This window comes from Halorubrum halophilum (assembly GCF_000739595.1).
Taxonomy (GTDB): domain Archaea; phylum Halobacteriota; class Halobacteria; order Halobacteriales; family Haloferacaceae; genus Halorubrum; species Halorubrum halophilum.
In genome coordinates, this window is sequence record NZ_BBJP01000007.1 from 14,313 (window position 1) to 34,497 (window position 20,185).

Annotated in this window: 22 protein-coding genes and 1 tRNA gene; 14 read left to right on the plus strand and 9 right to left on the minus strand. The window is 67.2% G+C overall.

The features are described 5' to 3' along the window. Positions 1-87 precede the first annotated feature (87 nt). From ACP96_RS02700 to ACP96_RS02710, 3 genes are all read left to right on the plus strand, one after another. Positions 88-161: transfer RNA gene (locus ACP96_RS02700), tRNA-Phe, on the plus strand. Between the two features lie 225 nt (positions 162-386). Continuing rightward, on the plus strand, positions 387-881 hold the full coding sequence (locus ACP96_RS02705) for a DoxX family protein (RefSeq protein WP_202593902.1): 495 nt from the start codon (positions 387-389) through the stop codon (positions 879-881). Between the two features lie 31 nt (positions 882-912). Continuing rightward, positions 913-1,779: an amidohydrolase family protein gene (locus ACP96_RS02710; protein WP_050032048.1), complete on the plus strand. Its 867-nt coding sequence runs from the start codon at positions 913-915 to the stop codon at positions 1,777-1,779. Between the two features lie 50 nt (positions 1,780-1,829). Here ACP96_RS02710 and ACP96_RS02715 read toward each other — a convergent pair whose 3' ends face one another. Next, the gene (locus ACP96_RS02715) at positions 1,830-2,165 is read right to left on the minus strand and encodes a zinc ribbon domain-containing protein (protein ID WP_050032050.1); all 336 of its coding nucleotides are present in this window, start codon (positions 2,163-2,165) and stop codon (positions 1,830-1,832) included. A 75-nt stretch (positions 2,166-2,240) separates the two neighbouring features. Beyond that, positions 2,241-2,783 (minus strand): hypothetical protein, encoded by a 543-nt coding sequence (locus ACP96_RS02720; RefSeq protein WP_050026114.1) that lies wholly within the window; start codon positions 2,781-2,783, stop codon positions 2,241-2,243. A 196-nt stretch (positions 2,784-2,979) separates the two neighbouring features. Between ACP96_RS02720 and ACP96_RS02725 the strand changes: the two genes are divergently transcribed. Beyond that, positions 2,980-3,174, plus strand: a complete 195-nt coding sequence (locus ACP96_RS02725) for a cold-shock protein (RefSeq protein WP_004048101.1) — start codon at positions 2,980-2,982, stop codon at positions 3,172-3,174. Between the two features lie 225 nt (positions 3,175-3,399). On the opposite strand, the gene ACP96_RS02730 is transcribed toward ACP96_RS02725, so the two are convergent. Further along, positions 3,400-3,714, minus strand: a complete 315-nt coding sequence (locus ACP96_RS02730) for a 2Fe-2S iron-sulfur cluster-binding protein (protein WP_050026112.1) — start codon at positions 3,712-3,714, stop codon at positions 3,400-3,402. Between the two features lie 200 nt (positions 3,715-3,914). On the opposite strand from ACP96_RS02730, the gene ACP96_RS02735 reads away from it, so the two are divergent. Next, entirely contained in the window at positions 3,915-5,069 is a 1,155-nt protein-coding gene (locus ACP96_RS02735; protein WP_050032052.1) for a DUF7093 family protein, read from the plus strand. Position 5,070: 1 nt separating this feature from the next. Here the strand turns inward: ACP96_RS02735 and ACP96_RS02740 are convergent, their stop codons facing one another. Beyond that, complete coding sequence (locus ACP96_RS02740; protein ID WP_050032053.1) at positions 5,071-6,333, minus strand: RNA-guided endonuclease InsQ/TnpB family protein; 1,263 nt, start codon at positions 6,331-6,333, stop codon at positions 5,071-5,073. Between the two features lie 330 nt (positions 6,334-6,663). Between ACP96_RS02740 and ACP96_RS02745 the strand changes: the two genes are divergently transcribed. The 3 genes from ACP96_RS02745 to ACP96_RS02755 all read left to right on the plus strand — a co-directional run bounded on the left by ACP96_RS02745 (position 6,664) and on the right by ACP96_RS02755 (position 8,769). Further along, a complete protein-coding gene (locus tag ACP96_RS02745; RefSeq protein ID WP_050026139.1) occupies positions 6,664-7,047 on the plus strand; it encodes a DUF5611 family protein in 384 nt (127 codons plus the stop codon). A 164-nt stretch (positions 7,048-7,211) separates the two neighbouring features. Beyond that, positions 7,212-7,667 carry a universal stress protein gene (locus tag ACP96_RS02750; RefSeq protein WP_050032055.1) on the plus strand — a complete coding sequence of 152 codons (456 nt, stop codon included), beginning with the start codon at positions 7,212-7,214 and terminating at the stop codon, positions 7,665-7,667. A gap of 121 nt (positions 7,668-7,788) precedes the next feature. Beyond that, positions 7,789-8,769: an ROK family protein gene (locus ACP96_RS02755; protein ID WP_050032057.1), complete on the plus strand. Its 981-nt coding sequence runs from the start codon at positions 7,789-7,791 to the stop codon at positions 8,767-8,769. 88 nt (positions 8,770-8,857) lie between these two features. On the opposite strand, the gene ACP96_RS02760 is transcribed toward ACP96_RS02755, so the two are convergent. Then, positions 8,858-9,868 (minus strand): PrsW family intramembrane metalloprotease, encoded by a 1,011-nt coding sequence (locus ACP96_RS02760; protein WP_050032059.1) that lies wholly within the window; start codon positions 9,866-9,868, stop codon positions 8,858-8,860. Between the two features lie 128 nt (positions 9,869-9,996). On the opposite strand from ACP96_RS02760, the gene ACP96_RS02765 reads away from it, so the two are divergent. The 3 genes from ACP96_RS02765 to ACP96_RS02775 all read left to right on the plus strand — a co-directional run bounded on the left by ACP96_RS02765 (position 9,997) and on the right by ACP96_RS02775 (position 13,402). Next, entirely contained in the window at positions 9,997-10,389 is a 393-nt protein-coding gene (locus tag ACP96_RS02765) for a DUF7532 family protein (protein ID WP_050023610.1), read from the plus strand. Next, positions 10,386-11,855, plus strand: coding sequence for a DUF402 domain-containing protein (locus ACP96_RS02770; protein WP_050032060.1), 1,470 nt, complete (start codon positions 10,386-10,388; stop codon positions 11,853-11,855). Before ACP96_RS02765 ends, ACP96_RS02770 begins: the two co-directional genes overlap by 4 nt. A 398-nt stretch (positions 11,856-12,253) precedes the next feature. Further along, a complete protein-coding gene (locus ACP96_RS02775) occupies positions 12,254-13,402 on the plus strand; it encodes a glutamate-cysteine ligase family protein (RefSeq protein ID WP_050032062.1) in 1,149 nt (382 codons plus the stop codon). 62 nt (positions 13,403-13,464) lie between these two features. Here the strand turns inward: ACP96_RS02775 and ACP96_RS02780 are convergent, their stop codons facing one another. From ACP96_RS02780 to ACP96_RS02790, 3 genes are all read right to left on the minus strand, one after another. Beyond that, complete coding sequence (locus ACP96_RS02780; RefSeq protein WP_050023613.1) at positions 13,465-13,791, minus strand: NifU family protein; 327 nt, start codon at positions 13,789-13,791, stop codon at positions 13,465-13,467. A 127-nt stretch (positions 13,792-13,918) separates the two neighbouring features. Then, on the minus strand, positions 13,919-14,245 hold the full coding sequence (locus ACP96_RS02785) for a hypothetical protein (protein WP_050023615.1): 327 nt from the start codon (positions 14,243-14,245) through the stop codon (positions 13,919-13,921). 118 nt (positions 14,246-14,363) lie between these two features. After that, complete coding sequence (locus ACP96_RS02790; protein ID WP_050032064.1) at positions 14,364-14,966, minus strand: 2Fe-2S iron-sulfur cluster-binding protein; 603 nt, start codon at positions 14,964-14,966, stop codon at positions 14,364-14,366. A 191-nt stretch (positions 14,967-15,157) separates the two neighbouring features. Here ACP96_RS02790 and ACP96_RS02795 point away from each other — a divergent pair, with 191 nt between their 5' ends. Beyond that, on the plus strand, positions 15,158-15,640 hold the full coding sequence (locus ACP96_RS02795; RefSeq protein WP_050023618.1) for an RNA-binding protein: 483 nt from the start codon (positions 15,158-15,160) through the stop codon (positions 15,638-15,640). Positions 15,641-16,150: 510 nt separating this feature from the next. Next, the gene (locus tag ACP96_RS02800) at positions 16,151-16,993 is read left to right on the plus strand and encodes an endonuclease/exonuclease/phosphatase family protein (protein WP_050032065.1); all 843 of its coding nucleotides are present in this window, start codon (positions 16,151-16,153) and stop codon (positions 16,991-16,993) included. 17 nt (positions 16,994-17,010) lie between these two features. Here the strand turns inward: ACP96_RS02800 and ACP96_RS02805 are convergent, their stop codons facing one another. Continuing rightward, positions 17,011-17,697 carry a DUF1028 domain-containing protein gene (locus tag ACP96_RS02805; protein ID WP_050032067.1) on the minus strand — a complete coding sequence of 229 codons (687 nt, stop codon included), beginning with the start codon at positions 17,695-17,697 and terminating at the stop codon, positions 17,011-17,013. A 411-nt stretch (positions 17,698-18,108) separates the two neighbouring features. On the opposite strand from ACP96_RS02805, the gene ACP96_RS02810 reads away from it, so the two are divergent. Beyond that, a complete protein-coding gene (locus tag ACP96_RS02810; RefSeq protein ID WP_050023621.1) occupies positions 18,109-20,184 on the plus strand; it encodes a PrkA family serine protein kinase in 2,076 nt (691 codons plus the stop codon). The last annotated feature ends 1 nt before the right edge of the window (position 20,185 follow it).

Below are 20,185 nucleotides of genomic sequence, written 5' to 3' on the forward strand. Positions count from 1 at the left end.
ATGGCAGGCCGACGATGAGTCCGCGTTCGATCCGTCCGCCGCCTTTCGAAATCCTTTTGTCTCGAATCGGCGTTGGTCCGAGTGCGAGCCGCCTTAGCTCAGATTGGGAGAGCACTCGACTGAAGATCGAGCTGTCCCCCGTTCAAATCGGGGAGGCGGCATATTCTGAACCCGTGAGCGCAGCGAGCGGGTGGAGAAACGACCCCGAGCCGATTTGAGCAGACGAATCGCGAGCCCGAGCGGAGCGAGGGCGAGCGTCTCGGCGAGTTCAAATCGGGGAGGCGGCAGTTTCCTGCCGACAGATCTCACGAGCCCCGAGTGAACACCGATCCGTCCCACTTCCACGGGGAGGAACGCTCATTAGTCGTCCATCACTATCCACGCGGGTGAGCGACGACGGACGCGACCTCGACGATCCCGACGACGGACCGATCGCCCGCCGGAAGCGCCCGCTTCGGTACGCGATGAGCGCGGCCTACGTCATCGCGGGGATCACGCATTTCCTCGCGCCGAAGGCGTTCGCGCGGGTCGTCCCGCCCGGACTTCCGAAGCCTCGTGCCCTCGTGTATCTCTCCGGAATCGCGGAGGTCGGGCTGGGGTTCGGCGTCGCCTGCGATCGAACACGACGCGGGTCGGCGTGGGGGATCATGGCGCTTCTCGGCGCCGTCTTCCCCGCGAACGTGTACATGGCGACCGACGACGTGGCGGCCGATCTCGCTCCCAACCGTCTCTCGGGGGTCGCCCGCGCGGTGGCGTGGGCGCGGCTCCCGTTGCAGGGCGTGTTGCTGCTGTGGGCGTGGTGGTACACGCGCTTGGAATCAGAACCTGGGTCCGGAACTGACGACGACGACGCTGGGCCCACAGAGATACGCACGCCATAGCTATACAAACCTGATCGCCCACTGCAGTCGTATGCGCCTGGTCGATACACACACTCACGTCTGGGGGCCCGATACCGCTGACTTACCCTGGTACAGTGCCGATCTCCCGCCAGAGTGGTCTGGTCCGTATCCCCACACAGATCTCGTCGCCGACATGGATGCGGCCGAGATCGACGAAGGAGTATTGATGCCGACGTCGATCTACGGCCGCGACGAACGAGCCAACGAGTACACGCTCCGGGCGATCGAAGCCCATCCCGAGCGGCTGTGGGGCGTCGGTGTCATGGACTACTTCCAAGACGAACCGGACCTCAGACAGGCTGTTCGCCGCGTAACTGATCACGAACGAATGCTCGGGGTTCGGTTCCACGCCGCCTTCGAGTACGGGGAGACGCCCGGCGAGATGGATCGGCAGGCGGACTGGATCGCCGACGACGCGCTCGACCCGCTGTACGACGAGCTCGCCGCGCAGGATGCGGCCGTGTTCGTCCTCGCGAAACCCGGACAGTACTCCACGCTCGCCACGCTCGCAGCGGCCAATCCCGATGTCACGTTCGTCCTCGAACATATGGGCTGGCCTGACGAGGGGATGGGCTCCGACGAAGCGCCCTGGACCGATATCGAGACGCTGGCAGAGCACGGGAACGTCTACGTCAAGGTGAGCTCGATTCCGAGGGCGTCAGGGGACGCATGGCCGTACGAGACAGCCGGGATGTTCATCCGGAAACTCCTGTCGTGGTTCGGTCCCGAGCGGCTCATGCTCGGCTCGGATTACCCTTGGCTGGACGACTGGGCATCGTATCGAGAGTGTCTCTCCTGGGTGGAAGCCGCTGAATACCTCTCGGCTCGGGATCTGTCGTGGCTTTCCTATCGGACGTTCGATACGCTTCGGGAGTGACGCTGTCCACCTCGCTGGACCCTTCCGAGATGCACCTCGAAGCCCGCGAACTAGGGGCCGACGCGGAGCGGCGCGGCACAGCGGCGGCAGAAGTTGAAGCCCGACTCGTTGTCCGCTCCGCACTGGGGACACGTTGCAGCCGAGTCGTTCGGGTCGTCCGAATCGCCTCGGCCTTCCGCCTCCCCGCGATCGTCTCCGGATCCCGTCGGCGGTCCTCGCCCGTACTCCTCGTCATCCGTGTACTTCTCCATCTCCCCGGCCCGCCGACGCCGCTGCCGGTCGCGCGCGTCGCGGACGATTCCGCGGAGCACGCGGAGTCCGACCCCCAGCGCGACGAGCAGCAGCGCTCCCGTGACCGCGAGGTAGGCCGGCCAGAGGTCGATCATGGCACTTCTACGGACCGGAGACTTAGATATTGTGTGGTGATCTCATACGACATACCCGGCCGCGGCACCGATGAGTCAGTACCGCAGCGTGGCGTCGAGGATACCGACGGTCTGGCCAGCGCCGACGACCGCGAGCGCGACCGCGGTCCACGTCGACGAGGGCGCCAGTGCGACGCCGACCGCGCCGGCGACACAGCAGGCGGCTCCGAGGTCGTAGATCCTCACACCCGCCTCGACGCGACGCCCGGTGTACGCAAATCCGGCCGCGGGGAGGAGCACCCAACCGTACAGGGAAACCGCGAGCAGGGCGTCCGGCCGGAGACCGAGAGTTCCGCCGAGCGCGAGGAACCCCGCGACGCCCGCGAGCGTGACGGGCGTGCCCGCTACGATTACGAGCTTCCACGCCCGGAGCACGCCACTCCCCATCTCGCGCCACGAGGCGACGACAAACGCGACGAGAAGGGCGCTCATGACGACGTGCGCGACGAACAGCGCGTGTGTCGAAACGGCGCCGAGCACGGTCGCGGCGGCGACGAGCCACGCAGCCGGCACGAGCAGCGCGGGTCCGTTCTCGCGGAGGGATCGGAACACGGCGTGTGGATCGCCGCGGTCGAACATAAACGTCTCTCCGGCGACTACCGCGCTCGCCGGATCGAGGGAACCGACGGATCGGTCGAGAAGGGGGGTCGAGGTCGGACGTGCGGTCACCGATCGTCTCGATAACCGCATATTTCGGAGACGAACGTTCGCCTACAGCCGTGGTAACTCGACACTCGCAATCCTTATGCCCTACTGAGGCGTCCGTTAGGATGCAATGGCGACCGGAAAGGTTGATTTCTTCAACGACACTGGCGGCTACGGATTTATTGAGACTGACGACGCTGACGACGACGTGTTCTTCCACATGGAAGACGTCGAAGGGCCGGACCTCGAAGAGGGCCAGGAGCTCGAGTTCGACATCGAGTCCTCGCCCAAGGGGCCGCGCGCGTCCAACGTCGTTCGGCAGTAAGCCGATCCGATACGGTGGGTCGGTCCGGCTGACGCCGAACGCGACTCTGACACGCGACAACGAGACTTCTGCCCGTCCCCGGATTCACGTCCGACGCGGGTTCTTATTACGACACTGAGCGTCGCCGCCGTCGATCGATCCGAACGTCACGGACGGTCCCGAGCGGCGACGACGAGCGGTGGCCCGAGCGCACCGGTTTAAGAGGAGAACAGCGCGACGGCCCGGTCAGATATGCTGCCCGAAGAGCCCCCGGCCCTTCGTCACCTCGACGTCGCCCTCGACTTTCGTCTGGCACGCGAGACGCACGTCGTGGCTCGGGTGGTGCGGCGGGAACCAGAGTCGGGCCTTCTCCTTTTTGTCCGGCTCGCTCACCTCGCCGTCGACCTGGACCGCACAGGAACCGCACGACCCCGCGCCCCGGCAGTTAAGCTGGTTCATCTTGCCGTTGTACACGGAGAGGCCGGCCTCCGCCAACACGTCGCGCAACACTGCACCCTCCTCGCACTCGATCTCTTCTCCCTGGTAGGATACGGTCGGCATAGACGATCGAGTGGTACGCGACCGATCCACAAAGAGTCTGGGTAACGCGATCGGATCGACCGCGAGCGAGACGAGACGCGATCGAGTGACCGCGAGCAGGAAAGGACGCGAGCGGAACGACCGCGCGCGGGGGCGACGTGCGCCGAACGTCTGACGCCGGACGGGGCGTTTTTTACCCTCGGAACCGCAGGATGGGCATAATGGGACTCAGATGTCTGCTCGGGCACGATTTCGACGAGCCCGAACTACGGCGCGAGCGCGAGGAGGACGGGAACGAGGTCGTCACCACCGTCACCGAGGTGAAGACCTGCGCTCGCTGCGGTGAGACGCAGGTGGTCAGCGAGAACACCGAGGTCACGACGATGGAGCAGTTGACCGACGAGGCCACCGCCGCGGGCAGCGAGCCGACGGGGCCCGACACCGGCCCGGGGCACGAGACGCCCGGATCCGGCGTCGACGAAGGGGGCTCCGGCGGCGTCGAAGTCGGGACCGACGCGGGGACCGCGGCCGCGGTCGGGATCGACGACGACCCCGGCGGCGACGACGCCGTGATCATCAACGACGACATCGGCGACACCGACGACGGGACGGACGACTCGGCGGATCCCGAGCCGGTCGACCCCGGGTCTGCAGGGGCGGAGCCGAGCCGGTCGAGCGAGCCGGCCCCGTCTGAGGCGGACGCGGACGAGGAGGCGGACGCGGCAGCCGAGAGCGACGGCGCGGAGCTGATAGACGACGGGCCGTCGGGGAGCGGCGACGACGGCGACTCCACCGCCGGCGACGGCCTCGAACGCGACGAGGGCGAGTACGCGGCGTACCCGGAGGCCGAGACGGAGGACGCGCCCGCCGACGAGGAGCGCGCCGAGACCGACGACGGCGTGATCCTCGACGAGGAGGGCGAGGACGCGGACGACCGCGAGCGGGGCGCGTGGCCCGACGTGGACGAGTCGGAGGGGGGCGACGGCGAGGCGACGCCGTGGCCTGACCACGGCGGCGAGGACGAGGGGTTCAGCGCCGAGGTGGGCGAGGGCGACGCCGGCGACGTGGAGTTCGGCGGGGGGCTCACGCCCGAAGCCGCCGATCCGCCGGCCGACGACGAGGACGCGGAGTACGTCGAGGCACCGGCACAGGCGGCGGGCGAGGCGAACGGCGTGGCCCGGACCGGCGCGGTCGACGAGGGTGCTGGGATCACTCACGGAAACAGTCCCGACCTCGAGACGTCGACCTCGGAGGTGACGACGGAGTACTACTGCCCCGAGTGCGAGATGACCCGCGCGGCCGACGGAAACTCCATGCGGGCGGGCGACATCTGTCCCGAGTGCAAGCGAGGGTACGTCGACGAGCGACCGATGTGAACTACCCCTGCCTACTCACCGCCTTCGGCGGCTCCTTGAGGCAGGGGCTTCCTGTTTCTACGACGTGCTTTGCAGACACAACCGCAGTGTCCGCAGGGAGCGCAGTCTCCACAGGCGTTCCTTCGGAGTAGCCCACTCCTAGTTTGGTGAGTCCGCGAGAAAGAATGTTCCACGCCGCGTTTGCGTCTCTGTCCGCCTTGAAACCACAGGCTGGACAGGAGTGTTCACGCACCCACAGCGGCTTGTCGGTTTCGACGCCACACTGAGCGCACTCTTTGGTGGTTCCTTCGGGTCCAACTTCCGCGAAATACGTGCCTTCACGCTCACACTTCGTTTCGAGCATGTCGGAGAAGGTATTCCACGCCGCTGACGCCGTATTGCGGCTGTTTCGCGGTGATTCGAGCATCCCTTTGACCTCGAGGTCTTCGACGGCCACCAGTTCGTACTCCCGAGCGTAGTAGTTCGAGAGTTTGTGCAGGAAATCACGCCGTTTGCGCTTGATTTTCTGGTGACACGCAGCGACACGCCGACGTTGGTTCTCCCAGTTGTTCGACTCGTACTCTTTGCGTGAGAGGTTCCGTTGCTCCCGTTCGAGTCTGTCGCGTTCTTCCGAGAGGTCGAGCGATTCGACTGCCGTTCCGTCAGTGTCGTGGGCATATTTCAGGATGCCCACGTCGATCCCGACCATCTCGTCAGTGCCAACATCCTCCAACGGTGGCTTGGCCGGCGGGTCTGTGTCCATCTCGATACCGAAGATAGCGAACCACTCGCCGGTTTTCTCCTGTTTGAGCGTGACTTCCTTGACTGTGGCGTCGTCAGGCAGCGATCGGTGGTGTTCGATGGGGATATCCGCGAGTTTCGACAGAGATAACACGGTCTGACCACCCTTCTTGTCGAGTTCGAAGCCAGACTGGTTGTAGGTGAAACTGCGAAACTCCCGAGGCGACTTCCACCGAAGTTCACCGACGGTGTAGCCCTGTTCTTTGAGCTTCCCGAGAGCGGTGATATTCTTGGCAATCCGCATGACCGTGGGCTGAAGTACTTTCGAATACACGTCGGTGAGTGCATCCCACCAGTCTTTGAGGTCAGGAAGCTCGTCACGAATCTTCCGCACACGCTGTTTAACGGTGCCCTCGTGTTCGGGGATCTGGTTGAACCGGTACAGGGCGTGGTTGTAGAGTTGTCGACAGGTATCGCGGTGGTAGTCTAACGTCTCGCGCTGGCGCTCGGTTGGCTTGAGGCGATACCTGTAGTTGTAGTTCATTCCACGCACTTCGAGAGAGACGTGACAGACGTATCAACCCTAGCCGTCCGGAGTGAAAGTAGTCTCCCCGTGGGCCTGTGATCCGGCAACAAGCACGTGTCTGAGAGACGATGACGGCGGTGTATCCCCTCCCTACTGCGCTGCTTGTCCGCTTGGGCGGACTGCGCTGCTCGTTGAGGAAGGGGGATTACCGCCTATTCAGCTAAACGAGGACTCGTCGGGAGCGCTTCCTCCTCCGAGGGCGGCCGACCGCGATCTCGATCCGCCGGCGAACCGGACGAAGACCCCGTGACGAAACTGGTTTACGGCCCCCTGTCGAACGAACGCGGCATGAAGGAGTACAAGATGCGCCGCGGCGAGCATCTGGACGACCGCATGCCCGACCTGAAAGGCTCCGTCGAGGAGTACTTCGGCGACATCACCGACACCGAGGAGTGGCAGGGCCACGAGCTGTACGTCGTCGAGGACCCCGACAACCCCGTGTTCGACCGCATTGTGGCTGGTGCGGCCGAGTACGGCAGCAAGAAGGACAAGCTCGCGGTCCACTTCGAGGAACGGCCCGCGGAAGACGTGATCGCGGAGGGGAACGCCGACGCCGCCGCGGACGCGGTCGACGCGAAAAACGACTTCCTCCTAGAGGCGACGGGCCGTGACGCGAAGTCTCGGCGCGACTCGCTGAAGCGCGAAGTCGAGGACGACGCCCCCGACTACTGAACGACGAGCTCGCTTTCTTTGAGACCGATGTTTGACAGATTCGAGGCGTTTCGAGCGGCGTCGCCGTCGATCCGGCGAGTGTCAGGATCGATCGGTGAGAAAGTTTATTCAGAACCGAGTTAATTATTCGTTGCTTTTAAGCCCGCGGGGGACGAAGGGGACGTATGAGCATCAAGACAGTCATGCTAGCGGTCGGAACGGAAGACGACGAGCGGGCCGAACAGCTCGCGGAGGAGGCCATCGCGGTGGCGGAGCCCGCGGGCGCAGAGATCGTGGTGACTCACGTGTTCACCGACGAGGAGTTCGACGAGGCCAGGTCGCGGCTGGGCGTCGACGAGACGAGCGAGGGATCGACACCCGACGCCGTCGCCGAACGACACACGACGACGCGGGCAATTTCGAAGGCGCTCACCGAGGCCGGCGTGTCGCACACGGTCCGCGGCGCGGTCGGCGACCACGCCGACGGGGTCGTGGAGACGGCGTCTGCGGTCGGCGCCGACCGCGTCGTCGTCGGCGGGCGCCGTCGGTCGCCGACCGGGAAAGCCGTCTTCGGGAGCGTCGCGCAGGAGGTCCTCCTCTCGTCGCCGTGCCCGGTGACGTTCGTTCGCTCGGCGTCGTAATCTCGTATTCGGCATTTTTGAGGGCATGAGGCCGCGTAGTACGGAATATTAGCGGCAACACGTTCCGGCGCGTTCCCATGAAGCGTCCCGCTTAAGTGACACCGGTCCGCGGGTTTACCCGATGTACTACGTGGGCGTCGACCTCGGAGCGACGAACGTCCGGGCGGTCGTCGGCGACGAGACCGCGACCATCCTCGGATCGGAGTCGCGAGGGACCCCGCGCGGGCCGAACGGGATCGCGGTCACCGAGGCCGTCCTCGGCGTGATCCGCGGCGCGTGCGAGGACGCCGGAATCGACCCGACCGCGGCCGTCGCGGCCGGGATCGGCTCGATCGGCCCCCTCGATCTGGCCGCCGGCGTCGTGCAGGGGCCGGCGAACCTCCCGGACACCGTCGAACGGATCCCCCTCGTCGGCCCCGTCTCGCAGCTTCTCGACACCGACGAGGTCCACCTCCACAACGACACCATCGCGGGCGTCATCGGCGAACGGTTCCACTCCGAGCGCAACCCCGACGACATGGTGTATCTCACGATCTCCTCGGGGATCGGCGCCGGCGTCGCGGTCGACGGCAACGTGCTCTCGGGGTGGGACGGCAACGCCGGCGAGGTCGGCCACATGACCGTCGACCCGCACGGCTTCATGACCTGCGGATGCGGGCTCGACGGCCACTGGGAGGGGTACTGCTCGGGCAACAACATCCCGAAGTACGCCCGCGAACTCCACGAGGAGGACCCGATCGAGACCTCGCTTCCGGTCGAAGACCCCGACTTCTCCGCGGTCGACGTGTTCGAGGCGGCCGGCGAGGACACCTTCGCCGACCACGTGGTCGAGCAGGTCGCCCACTGGAACGCGATGGGCGTCGCCAACGTCATCCACGCGTATGCCCCGCTAGTCGTGAGCGTCGGCGGCGCGGTCGCGCTCAACAACCCCGAGCGGGTGCTCGACCCGATCCGCGAGAAGCTCGCCGACATGGTGTTCATCAACGTCCCCGAAGTGCGGCTCACCGAACTCGGCGACGAAGTGGTCGTGAAGGGCGCGCTCGCGAGCGCGCTCACGGGCGGCACGGGCGACCGGTCGCGGGTGGAGTCACCGCCCGGGTGAGCGGCGGGTTAAAGAGAGGCGAAGGGGCGGGTCGGAGAGAGACGAAGGGGCGGGTCGGAGAGACGGAGACAGCTCGTGAGGAACGCGATCAGTCCTCAAACTCGGTCATTTCGGGCTTGACGTCCGGATCGACCGCGTCGCGCGTCTCGAGGTACGCGTCCCGGTATCGGCGGAGCTTCCGCAGGAGAACGTACCCGAACGCGCCCTGAAACAGGATCACGAAGACGAACAGGGAGACGAGCTGCGGAAGTCCGGTCACCAGCGAGAGTATCGTCGTGACCGGGCCGACGAGGGTGTTGTACAGCGCGTGGATCGCGGCGGCGATGACGAGCCCCTTCACGACGATCGGCCCGCGGTTTTCGGGGTTGAACTTGGCGAGCCCGAGGTAGTACCCCGCGAACGCGGAGTAGATGACGTGTCCTGGCCCGGCGAGGGCACGGAGCGCCGCGATCCCGTCCCCCGCGCCGAGCGTAGCGATGCTGAGCGACAGCTCCCCCAGATCGACGGTCTGAGCGATGTACACCAGGTTCTCGATGACGACGAACCCCAGCCCGGCGATCGCACCGTACACCGCGCCGTCGATGACCGCGTCGAACCGGTCGTCGGTGTACGCGTACAGCCGGACCGCGAGCAGCTTCACCGTCTCCTCGATCGGACCGACAATCACGAAGAAGAAGAGGACGAGCCCGGGGAACCCGAACGGGTCGAAGAGCGGCTGCGCGCGACCGTTGAGGACCGCGGCGAACGTCGCGGTGAGGATCGAGAGGAGGAACGTCGCCACCAGCAGGGAGAGCGGCTCGCCGGTGGTCACGTCGGAGACGTAGACGTACGCGGCGAGCCCGAGCGCGGGGATCGCGGAGAGCCCGACGAGCATCGCGATCGCCGGGTCGAAGACGAGCCCGAGCCCGAAGGAGCCGAGGATCGCGAGGAGCCCGAGGAGCGCGACGAGGACGACGATGGCCTTCGCCGACCGGGTGATGAGCCAGTGTAACGCGACGGAGAGCCCGTCGAGGGAAGTCCGCTCCTCCCACGTGGCGATGTCGTAGAGGTCGCGATCGTCGTCGGAGCGCGACTCGACCGGATCCGACCGAGATGGCATAGCACCCGGTTCGGGCCGGGGCGACTTAAGGCGTGGCAGGTTCGGGGTGTGATTAAGCGAGATACTCCGGTCGCGCCGCGCTCGACGGAGGCCGACAGGATTGAAACCGCTGCGACCGAAGGGGCGGTATGCACTTCGACGCACGGACCCAGCAGGCCCTCCGCGAGGCGGGGCTCGATACGGACGCGATCGCAGCGGCGTCCGACCGAGTCGCCGAACTCGTCGACGAGGACGCCGACCGCCTCCGAGAGTTCTTCGCGCCGGACGGCCCCTACTACTCCGACATGGAGATGGCACACAGCGCGACCGAGGTCCAAGAGCACGCGACCGCGGACGTGGATCTGTTCACCCACGGGAGCGACCTCCGCGGGTACCTCTCGCTCGACGGCTGGGGCGTCCCGGTCGAGGGCGGACGGGTGCTGCGGACCGCGGACGACGAGACCCCCCTCCTCGTCGAGCTCTCGCTCGGCGCGACGGTCCACGACCGCGTCCGATTCGCGCGCGACCCCGACGAGCTATGAAGGCCCGCGTGCGCGGCATCTACGCGACGGCGCTCACGCAGGCACTGCTCGACGCGGACCACGAGGTCGTCGACGCGTCGCCGCCGATCCGCCGACGCTTCGACGCCGAGTTCGGAAGCACGCCGCCCGACGCGCGGATCGCGACGACCGAAGACCGACAGGGCGTCGGCGCGCACGGCGACACGGACGCTGTGGGGGCCCTCCGCGAACTCCTGACCGGGACCGGGCTCGACGCGCTGGCGTGGCCCGACCCGACCCCCCCCGGGATCGTCCTCGACGGCGAGGTGACCGAGACGCTCGGCGGGGGGGCGGTGGTGCGGCTTCGGGTCGGCGGGAACGAGAGCGACGACGGCGGCAGCACGGGAGAGACCGCCGAGGGGTACCTCCCGTACGGGAGCGTCGACGACCGGGTCGAGACGGGCGATCCGGTCCGGGTACAGGTCCGCGAGTCCGCGGCGCCGTGGACGGATCGCCGACCCGAGTTGGACGGGTCGCTGCGGGCGGGCGGCGGGCTCGTCGCGCTCGAACCGGGCTCGGGCACCCGCGTCGACGTGCGGAACGACGAGGCCGCCCGAGAGCTGTCGGGGATGCTCGACCTACTCGGGTTGGAACCGCCGGAGGGGTGGCGCGCCGTCTGGAAGCCCCCCGCGGGCGACGCGGACACCGAGGAGCTAGCGGCTGGGCTCGACCGCGCTGTCGCGGCGGCCGAGGGGCTCGACGACGCCGTCGACGCCGCGGGAGGGGTCGAGATCCTCGACGGATCGGAGTTCGTCCGCGACGAGCCGCTGGCGACCCCGAAGGCCGGAATCTGGGTGTGGTTCGGGCGCGAGAGCCGGTTCGCGCTCGACGACCGTCGCCGCGAGGCGACCGCGACGATGCCGGGCCACCACCGCGTGAAGGCGGGGTCGGCGGACGCGTCCACCGGGGTCGACCTCGCGGAGGCGCTCTGCGAGCCCGACGCGGACGCCGCGTTTCCGTTCGGCGTCGTGACCGACGCGTTCGGCCCGGCCGAGGGCGACATGCTCCGGCTCGAACACGGCAAGCCCGACGGGCGGCTGATCACGCTGGGCGAGGCGACGGTGACCGCGGTCGACGCCGACGGCTCGGTCGCGGTCGAGCGCGAGATGACCGGCGGCGGCACGTACGACGGGCTGGACGTACCCCGCGAGGCGGGCGACATCGCGGAGACGAGCCTGAAGGAGGGTCGATGGTGGTACCCGACCACCTACCGCGGGCGCGACGGGACAGTGCGCGGGACCTACGTCAACGTCTGCACGCCGGTTGAGGTGTTCCCGGACGCCGCCCGCTACGTGGACCTCCACGTCGACGTGGTGAAACGCCCCGACGGGACCACTGAACGCCTCGACGACGACGAACTGCGGGACGCGGAGGCGGCCGGCGACGTGCCGGAACCGCTGGCGGAGAAGGCGCGGAGCGTGGCGTCGGCGCTGGAGAACGCGCTGTAAACTACCCTACCCTACTCCCTCGGCGCTCCGCGCCTCGGTGCTTAAGAGTGTCGTCAGAAGCGGAGTTTCTGACTGCTAACCAGAAATCTCCGATTTCTGGTGATGGGGCTTTGATGTGGACTCCCAGCAATCAGTCCCCAGCAATAGGCTGGTAACTCTCGCCGTTCAACGTCAATGCTGAAGAGAGAGGGAACGATCGTCGAATCCAGCACGGACACAAAATCCATTCGTTCGTGAAAATCGCATATTCCTAACTGAAAACGGATATTTTGAGAGACAGTAGACGAAATACCCACAAGAATTATTAGTTAGCTATGGGGATCCGATATTGTGATAGAGAATACCACGCATATTCGATCGAGCGAGCGAGAGGGAGACGGCGATCGAACCGGCGGACCGTGAGCGACGCGGCCAGAGCGGACGGGTCGGGCGGTGGATCGAGGAGCGGTACCGAGCCGATACGGCGCAGCGTCGAGGTCGAGTACTGGGTGATCGACGACGACGGGCGGCTCACCGATCCGGGCGACCTCGTCGACGCGTCCGCCGGGGTCGAGCGCGAGTTCGTCAGTCCGCTCCTCGAGATCAAGACGACGCCGTGCGAGTCGACGGCGGAGCTTCGCGACGAGCTGGTCGACCGCATCGATCGGGTGCTCCGGCGGGCCGACGAGCTCGACAAGGGGCTCGTCCCGTTGGCAACACCGCTCCACGACGGCGATATCGTCGATCTGGAGGGGGAGCGGACACGGATTCAGGACCGCGTGGTCGGGGACCGCTTCGAGTACGTCCGGCACTGCGCCGGCACGCACATCCACGTCGAACAGCAGCCGGGCCGCGCGGTCGACCAACTGAACACCCTCACCGCGCTCGATCCGGCGTTAGCGCTCGTCAACTCCTCGCCGTACTTCGAACGGGAGCCGCTGGCCGCCAGCGCGCGGTCGGTGCTGTACCGCCGGCTGGCGTACGAACACCTCCCGAGGCAGGGCGAGCTGTGGCCGTATCTCGAGGACACCGAGGAGTGGGCGAGGCGGCTCGAACGCCGGTACGAGGCGTTCGTCGCCGAGGCGGTCACCGCCGGCTGCGACCGGGAGACCGTCGAGGCGTGTTTCACCCCGGAGGGCGCGGTGTGGATCCCCGTCAAGCTCCGAGCGGCGTTCTCGACGGTCGAGTGGCGTTCGCCGGACGCCGCGCTCCCGAGCCAAGTCGTTCAGCTGGCGGACGACCTCGTCGAGGTCGTCGACCGAGCTGTGACCACGGAGGTGCAGATCGGAGGCGACGAGGGGCGCGTAACGGACGACGCCGTCGTGCTTCCGTCGTTCGACACGGTAACGGAGCGCGTCGAGGCCGCCATCCGCGACGGGCTCGAGTCGGACGACGTTCGGTCGTACCTGGACCGGATGGGGTTCGACGTGGACGCGTACAAGCCCCTTTCGGCGGAGCTACGAGGCGACGAGGCGCTCTCGGCGGCGGAGGCGAGACAGACGCGGCTCGACTACGCGGACCGGTTAAAACGCGACATCCGCCCTCGACAACCGGTGAGTGGCGACTGAGGCGGAGATGTTGTCCCCGCCCGTCGGCGCCACGGTGACCGGTGTATCGATCGCGGCCGCTCTCAGAAGTGGTTCGCGGACTCGGTCTCGTGTTTCAGCTCGCCCCCGCGACCGCCTTCGACGGTGGAGGCGCCCTGATCGCCGGAGGAGGCGGTCCTGACCGTCACGTTGTCGACCTCCTCGAAGTCCATGATGAGGTCGCGGCGGATGTTGTCGGCGGTGATGTTCGAGATACCGCAGCCGGAGCAGGTGCCACCGAGTTCGACGACCACTTCGCCGGTCTCGGCGTTCGCCTCGCGCACGACGCTCGTGCCGCCGTGCATCTGGATGATCGGCATCTGTCCGACCATCCACTCCTCGACTCGGTCCGCGAGGCTCTCGTCACTCATTGCCACGTCTTCGCGGCCGAGCCTATGGAAGCTTGCGGTTTGCGAGCACGGCGAGAGCGAGAAAGGAACTGTATCACCGTCGATCCTGCGAGAACGAGTCGGGAAGGGGCGTTCGGTTACTCGACGATCACTCCTCCCGGTCGTCAGCGCGCTCCGACTCGCTCGGGAGGCTCGTCGGGTCCGGCGGGTCGTCGCCGTGCATCGAGTCGTCGCGTTCGAGGAGGTACAGGAGCGGTCCGAGCGCCGCGAGCACGAGCACGCCGGGGAGCGGCGCGTCGGGGACGAGAAGCACGGTGAGCGCAGCGACACCCGACGTGACGAGGACGAAGGCGGCCCAAAGGCGCGGCGACCCGAGGTCGACGCCGACCGCCTCGGCGTCGCGGGAGACGAGCGCGGCCGCGACCGCGGCGAGGAACGCGGCGATCCCGACGCCGAGGACCGTGGTGACGGACATACGTCCCGTTCGGTCGAGAGGCGAAAAAGGGTGTCGCGAACGGGCGACGGATCCGAGAAGAAACCGAAAGAGGGGGAGAAAGACCGCGAACCGCGGACCGCGGACCGCGGCGCGACGCCTACGGCGCCTCGCCGGTCTCGATGCTGAAGGAGTCGCGGGGGTACGCGACGCAGGTCAGGGTGTAGCCGTTGTCGATCTCGGCGTCTTCGAGCATCTGCTGGTTGTCGTGCTCGACGAAGTCCTCGGAGGGACCGTCGGCGATCCGACCGGCACAGGAGACGCACTGGCCCTGCCGGCAGGCGTACGGGAGGTCCCACCCCTCGTCTTCGCCCTGTTCGAGGATGGGCTCGTTGTTGGAGAGTTCGACGGTCTCGCCCTGCTTGACGAACTCGACCTCGAAGTACTCGACCTCGTCTTCGGGGATGTCTCCGGGGCCGGAGCCGCCGGCCTCGGCGTCCTCAAGCTCGCCCTCTTCCCCCTCGCCCCCGGCGGGAATGGCGCCGCCGCCACCGCCGCCGCCGATGGCGCGGTTACCGGGCTCGGGGAAGTCGGTCTCGGGGACCGCGGACGCGCGGCGTTCGAGCAGTTCGTCCGAGATGTCGGCCGCGGGCTCCCAGCCCGTCCCCTTCAGGCTGGTGACGAAAACGACGAGCAGCGTTGCGATCGCCCCGAGAACGATCGCGGGGACGTTCGCGATGTTCGCAATGAGCGGGTTGAGCATACGAGACGATATGGAGAGGTGGCTTAAGGCCGTTTTGATCGGTCCAACCGCGTGAGAGTCGCGAGGGCGGGGCCCGAGGCGCGCGACTGGGGCGCGGCCGCGCGCCACGTCACCGGAACGGGCCCACACCACGAAACGGACCCACGTCACGGAACGGACCATTTATCGGCCGAGCGGCCGACTGGACCCGCATGGAAGTGAAATCGCGGCACCACCTCCGGAGCGACGACATCCAGGCGATCCGCGAGGCGGTCGGTGACCACCTCGGCGTCGACATCGACGGGGACACCTTCGAGTTCGTCGAGTTCGTGAACGCGAACTACGAACTCGTACTCGTCGACGGCGAGCCGGCGGTGTTCTACGTCGACGACGACGAGCCGTTCCTCACCGTGCGAGGCGCGAACGACTACGAACCCAAGACGGGGGTCGTCACGGTCGACGCGGGCGCCATCTCGTTCGTCTCCGACGGCGCCGACGTGATGCGTCCCGGCATCGTCGAGGCCGACCCCGAGATCCGCGAGGGCGACCTCGTCGTGATCGCCGAGGAGACCCACGAGAAGGTGCTCGCGGTCGGCCGCGCGCTGGTCGACGGCGACGAGATGGCCGGCGACAGCGGGAAGGTCGTCGAGTCGATCCACCACGTCGGCGACGAGCTGTACGAGTTCTCGGCGTAAGCGGGCGCGAGCGGTGTGTTGCTTATAAACGGTGCGAGCGAGCGCGACGGCTGTTTATAAATGAACGGTGCGGTGGCGCGCCCCGGTGAGCGGCCCGAAGGGGCGCGAACCGACGGTGCGAGGGAGTCGGACGCCCGGAGTGAAGCGAAGGGCGGCCGACGAGGCTGGGGAGGTGTGAGGCGCGGTGCTGTGCGGGGCGGGGTGGGACTCAAAGGGGCAGTCGCGAGGAGCGCGCAGGCGACGTAAGCACCGCAACGAGGGAGCGAACGAAGTGAGCGACCGAGTGAGGAGCACAGCGAGCGTGCGTGCTCCTCGCGACTGGGGCTTTGGAGGTGTTCTCCGCGGATCTAACAGCAATCGCTTATAAGTGAGCGGCTGGGGCTTTGTCAGTATTCGCGGCAGATCCGCAGTTACTATTTATAAACGATCGACTGAAGCGTCAACACCGTATTCGCCGATCTCGCGATCGCTCCGCGCCTTTTAATCGCCTCCCCTGTGACCCCCACGGTAATGACCGCGATTCGGGTGCTGAGCTACAACGTCCGCTACGCCAACCGCGGCGACCACCACGACGCGTGGCACGACCGTCGAGACGCCGTCGCGCGGCTCGTTCGCTTCCACCGCCCGGGCGTCGCCGCCTTTCAGGAGCCGCTGCCCGACCAGCGCGAGGACCTCCGCGAGCGGCTTCCGAGCTACGAGTTCGTTGGACGCGGGCGCGACCCTGGCGGCGAGGGAGAGGGATGCCCGATCGCCGTCCGAGCCGACCGGTGGGAGGTCGCCGACAGCGACACGTTCTGGCTCTCCGAGACGCCGAGCGAGCGGTCGACCGACTGGGGGGCCGCCCACCCGCGGATCGCGACGTGGGCGCGGGTCCGCGCGGTCGACGGCGACGCCGCGCTCCTCCTCGTCAACACGCACTTCGACCACGTCAGCGCGCACGCGCGACGCGAGTCGGCGCGGCTGCTCCGCGAGCGGCTTCCAGAGCTAGCAGGGGCAGACGCCGACACCCCCGACTCGACGCCCCCCGTCGTGCTCGTCGGCGACTTGAACTGCACACCGGGATCGGATCCGCACCGGATCCTCGTCGGTGACGATCCGGCGGGGGAGTCCGAGGTGGGGCCGACCGACGCCGACCGACTCGCCCTCCGCGACGCGGCCGCGGCCGCCGACCTCCGACACGGCCCGGAGACGAGCCTCACCGACTTCGCGCGACTGATCGACGGGCGCCGGATCGACCACGCGCTCGTCTCGCCCGAGGTGGGCGTCGAGGCGTTCGCGACCCTCGCGGACCGCGACGACCGGGGGCGATACCCCTCCGATCACCTGCCGGTGCTCGCGCGATTGGAGATATAAGGAACGCTCGGAGAGCCCTACTCCTCGTCAGCGTACTTCTCCATCACCGTCTCGTAGCCGTGCTTGGCCGTCTCGTACGTCTCGCGGAGGTCGGCGATCGGCGTCTCGCTCGCGTCGACGCGGAGGTCGTCGTAGTACGGGTCCTCGGTCTCGTCGCCCGCGGTCGTCCGCACCAGCAGCGCCGCGGACTGGACCGGCAGGTCCTCCCGCTTGTCGCCGCCGGCGGCGTGGCCCGCCGCGAGCGCGTCGATCAGCCGCTCCGCCAGCGGGGCGTCGCCGTGCGCGTCCGACTCGTAGGCGGCCGCGGCGTCGTCGATCACGTCTTCGCCCGTCAAGAGATTGCCCGCGATAGTGTAGTTCTCGCCGACGACGTGGCCGTACCAGTCGTTACACTCCTCGCCGGAGAACGCGAAGGTCCCGTCGGCGTCGACCCCGTGGAGCTGGCGCTGGGGCTTCCCGTCGTCGGCGTTTAAAAGGGCCTCCAGGGCATCGTCGACCGAGAGCCCGTCGCCGAGGTACTCGATCCCCTTCCGGCCCAACTCGACGTTGACGAGCGACTGGGTCGCCACCGCGCCGTCGGCCGACGCGAACGGACACAGCGTTCCGACCCCCGGGAGGCGCGTGGTCACCGCCACGCCGTACCGGATCTGGTCGTCGCCGTCGTCGTCCGTGTACCGCTCGCGAACGCAGATGCTGAACGTCACACCGTAAATCGGTGGAGGTACCGCAAAAGGGTACGTTCCGGGGGCGACGTTTCCGGTTTCGCTCGCGATCGGACTGCACGCCGGGTCGCGTAGAGAGCGACGTCACTGTAGAGACGAAGTGGAAGCCGAAACAGGCGGTTACACACCCTTAAGCGGAGCCAAACCGCCGGCATCGGAGACGGTCGTAGTGTTATGGTTGGTGTCAACAGGCGACACACTTATGCGTGCGAATCCCTCCCATACATATAGCCTCGGTTACGGGCGAACGGCGATCCGTCGCGGGTCGCCCTCGACGACAGCGGTGTTCGCGGCTCGATGAGCCGTCGTCTCAGGCACGCAGAGCCGTGCCGCCACGCGTCGAGGGCGCTCGCAGCGAATCGCGCCCATCCGAGCAATCAGAGACGAAATACAATGTCAGACCGACACACGCTCGAACGGCTCAGCGAGGAGTACCGGACGAACGTCCCGGACGACCTCCGGGAGCCTCGCTCGTTCGACTGGTACCTCGACGCGCTGTACGAGGAGCCGCGGATCGCGCGGAACGCCCACCAGCGCGTCGCGGACATGTTCGACCACTACGGCACCCGCTACGACGAGGAGCACGGGGTCGTCGAGTACGCGCTCGCCGCGGACGACCCCCTTCACGACGGCGAGAACGTCTTCTACGGCCGCGAGGTCCACGAGGCGATCCACGAGTTCGTCAACAAGGTGAAGTCCGGCGCCCGCGGGCTCGGCCCCGAAAAGCGGATCAAGCTCCTCTTGGGCCCCGTCGGCTCGGGAAAGTCGCACTTCGACTGGCTGGTCCGGCGGTACTTCGAGGCGTACACGCACGAGGAGGCCGGCCGGATGTACACCTTCCGGTGGGTGAACCTCTGTTCGGTGATCGACGACCAGGATCCCGGCGACGACACCGTCCGATCGCCGATGAATCAGGACCCGCTCGTGCTCATCCCGCGCGAACAGCGCGAGGGCGTGATCGACGAGATCAACGAGCGGCTCGACGCCCCCTACACCCTCCGGAACGACCAACACCCGGACCCGGCCTCGGAGTTCTACCTGAACGAGCTGCTCGCGTACTACGACGACGACCTCCAGCGCGTCCTCGACGAGCACGTCGAAGTCGTCCGGCTCGTCGCCGACGAGAACCGCCGGGAGTGCATCGAGACGTTCGAGCCGAAGGACAAGAAGAACCAGGACGAGACGGAGCTCACCGGCGACGTCAACTACGCGAAGCTCGCCGTCTACGGCGAGTCCGACCCGCGCGCGTTCGACTACGCCGGCGCGTTCTGTAACGCGAACCGCGGGCTGTTCTCCGGCGAAGAGCTCCTGAAGCTCCAGCGCGAGTTCCTCTACGACTTCCTCCACGCCTCCCAAGAGTCGACGATCAAGCCGAAGAACAATCCCCGGATCGACATCGATCAGGTGATCGTCGGCCGGACGAACATGCCGGAGTACCGCGAGAAGACCGGCGACGAGAAGATGGAGGCGTTCAACGACCGCACCAAGCGGATCGACTACCCCTACGTGTTGGAGTACGAGAGCGAGTCGGAGATATACGGGAAGATGCTCGACAACGCCGACGTGCCCAACGTCCACGTCGAGCCGCACGCCCTGGAGATGGCGGGCCTCTTCGGCGTGCTCACCCGGCTGGAGGAGCCGACCGACGAGACGGTGAGCCTCCTCGACAAGGCGAAGGTGTACAACGGCGAGCTGGAAGACGAGGAGATCGACCGCCGAAAGCTCCGCGAGGACGCCGCCGAGTCCGCCGACATCGGCGAGGGGATGGACGGCATCTCCGCGCGGTTCGTCGGCGACGAGATCGCCGAGGCGATCATGGACGCCACCCATCGCGACCGCAACTACCTCTCGCCGCTGTCCGTCTTCGACCACTTCGAGGCGAACCTCGGCGGCCACGGCTCGATCGCGGAGTCGGACCTCGATCGGTACGAGCGCCTACTGGAGACCGTCCGCGAGGAGTACCGCGAGCGCGCCATCGAGGACGTGCGACACGCGTTGGCGTACGACGTGGACGAGCTCCGCCGGCAGGGCGAGAAGTACATGGACCACGTGATGGCGTACATCGACGACGACACCGTCGACGACGAGCTGACGGGGAGAGAGACCGAGCCGGACGAGACGTTCCTGCGCGCGGTCGAAGAGCAGCTCGACGTGCCCTCTGACCGCAAGGACGACTTCCGGCAGGAGGTGTCGAACTGGGTCTCGCGGCGCGCCCGCGAGGGGCGCGGCTTCGATCCCCGGGAGAACGACCGGCTCCGGCGCGCCTTAGAGCGCAAGCTCTGGGAGGACAAGAAGCACAACATCAACTTCTCGGCGCTGGTCTCCGCGACCGACCTCGACGACGAGGAGCGGAGCGCGTGGGTCGACGCCTTGGTCGACCGCGGCTACTCCGAGGACGGCGCCGCCGAAGTGTTAGAGTACGCGGGCGCGGCGGTCGCCCGCTCCGAGATCGAGGACGGCGGGGACTGAG

What these genes read in the sequence shown, in the direction of transcription:
- ACP96_RS02725 (WP_004048101.1), top strand. Translation starts at nt 2,980, where the DNA reads ATGGCGACCGGAAAGGTTGATTTCTTCAACGACACTGGCGGCTACGGA.
- ACP96_RS02755 (WP_050032057.1), top strand. Translation starts at nt 7,789, where the DNA reads ATGTACTACGTGGGCGTCGACCTCGGAGCGACGAACGTCCGGGCGGTC.
- ACP96_RS02745 (WP_050026139.1), top strand. Translation starts at nt 6,664, where the DNA reads ATGAAGGAGTACAAGATGCGCCGCGGCGAGCATCTGGACGACCGCATG.
- ACP96_RS02740 (WP_050032053.1), bottom strand. Translation starts at nt 6,333, where the DNA reads ATGAACTACAACTACAGGTATCGCCTCAAGCCAACCGAGCGCCAGCGC.
- ACP96_RS02795 (WP_050023618.1), top strand. Translation starts at nt 15,158, where the DNA reads ATGGAAGTGAAATCGCGGCACCACCTCCGGAGCGACGACATCCAGGCG.
- ACP96_RS02785 (WP_050023615.1), bottom strand. Translation starts at nt 14,245, where the DNA reads ATGTCCGTCACCACGGTCCTCGGCGTCGGGATCGCCGCGTTCCTCGCC.
- ACP96_RS02760 (WP_050032059.1), bottom strand. Translation starts at nt 9,868, where the DNA reads ATGCCATCTCGGTCGGATCCGGTCGAGTCGCGCTCCGACGACGATCGC.
- ACP96_RS02730 (WP_050026112.1), bottom strand. Translation starts at nt 3,714, where the DNA reads ATGCCGACCGTATCCTACCAGGGAGAAGAGATCGAGTGCGAGGAGGGT.
- ACP96_RS02770 (WP_050032060.1), top strand. Translation starts at nt 10,386, where the DNA reads ATGAAGGCCCGCGTGCGCGGCATCTACGCGACGGCGCTCACGCAGGCA.
- ACP96_RS02720 (WP_050026114.1), bottom strand. Translation starts at nt 2,783, where the DNA reads ATGTTCGACCGCGGCGATCCACACGCCGTGTTCCGATCCCTCCGCGAG.
- ACP96_RS02800 (WP_050032065.1), top strand. Translation starts at nt 16,151, where the DNA reads ATGACCGCGATTCGGGTGCTGAGCTACAACGTCCGCTACGCCAACCGC.
- ACP96_RS02810 (WP_050023621.1), top strand. Translation starts at nt 18,109, where the DNA reads ATGTCAGACCGACACACGCTCGAACGGCTCAGCGAGGAGTACCGGACG.
- ACP96_RS02790 (WP_050032064.1), bottom strand. Translation starts at nt 14,966, where the DNA reads ATGCTCAACCCGCTCATTGCGAACATCGCGAACGTCCCCGCGATCGTT.
- ACP96_RS02780 (WP_050023613.1), bottom strand. Translation starts at nt 13,791, where the DNA reads ATGAGTGACGAGAGCCTCGCGGACCGAGTCGAGGAGTGGATGGTCGGA.
- ACP96_RS02765 (WP_050023610.1), top strand. Translation starts at nt 9,997, where the DNA reads ATGCACTTCGACGCACGGACCCAGCAGGCCCTCCGCGAGGCGGGGCTC.
- ACP96_RS02735 (WP_050032052.1), top strand. Translation starts at nt 3,915, where the DNA reads ATGGGACTCAGATGTCTGCTCGGGCACGATTTCGACGAGCCCGAACTA.
- ACP96_RS02750 (WP_050032055.1), top strand. Translation starts at nt 7,212, where the DNA reads ATGAGCATCAAGACAGTCATGCTAGCGGTCGGAACGGAAGACGACGAG.
- ACP96_RS02710 (WP_050032048.1), top strand. Translation starts at nt 913, where the DNA reads ATGCGCCTGGTCGATACACACACTCACGTCTGGGGGCCCGATACCGCT.
- ACP96_RS02715 (WP_050032050.1), bottom strand. Translation starts at nt 2,165, where the DNA reads ATGATCGACCTCTGGCCGGCCTACCTCGCGGTCACGGGAGCGCTGCTG.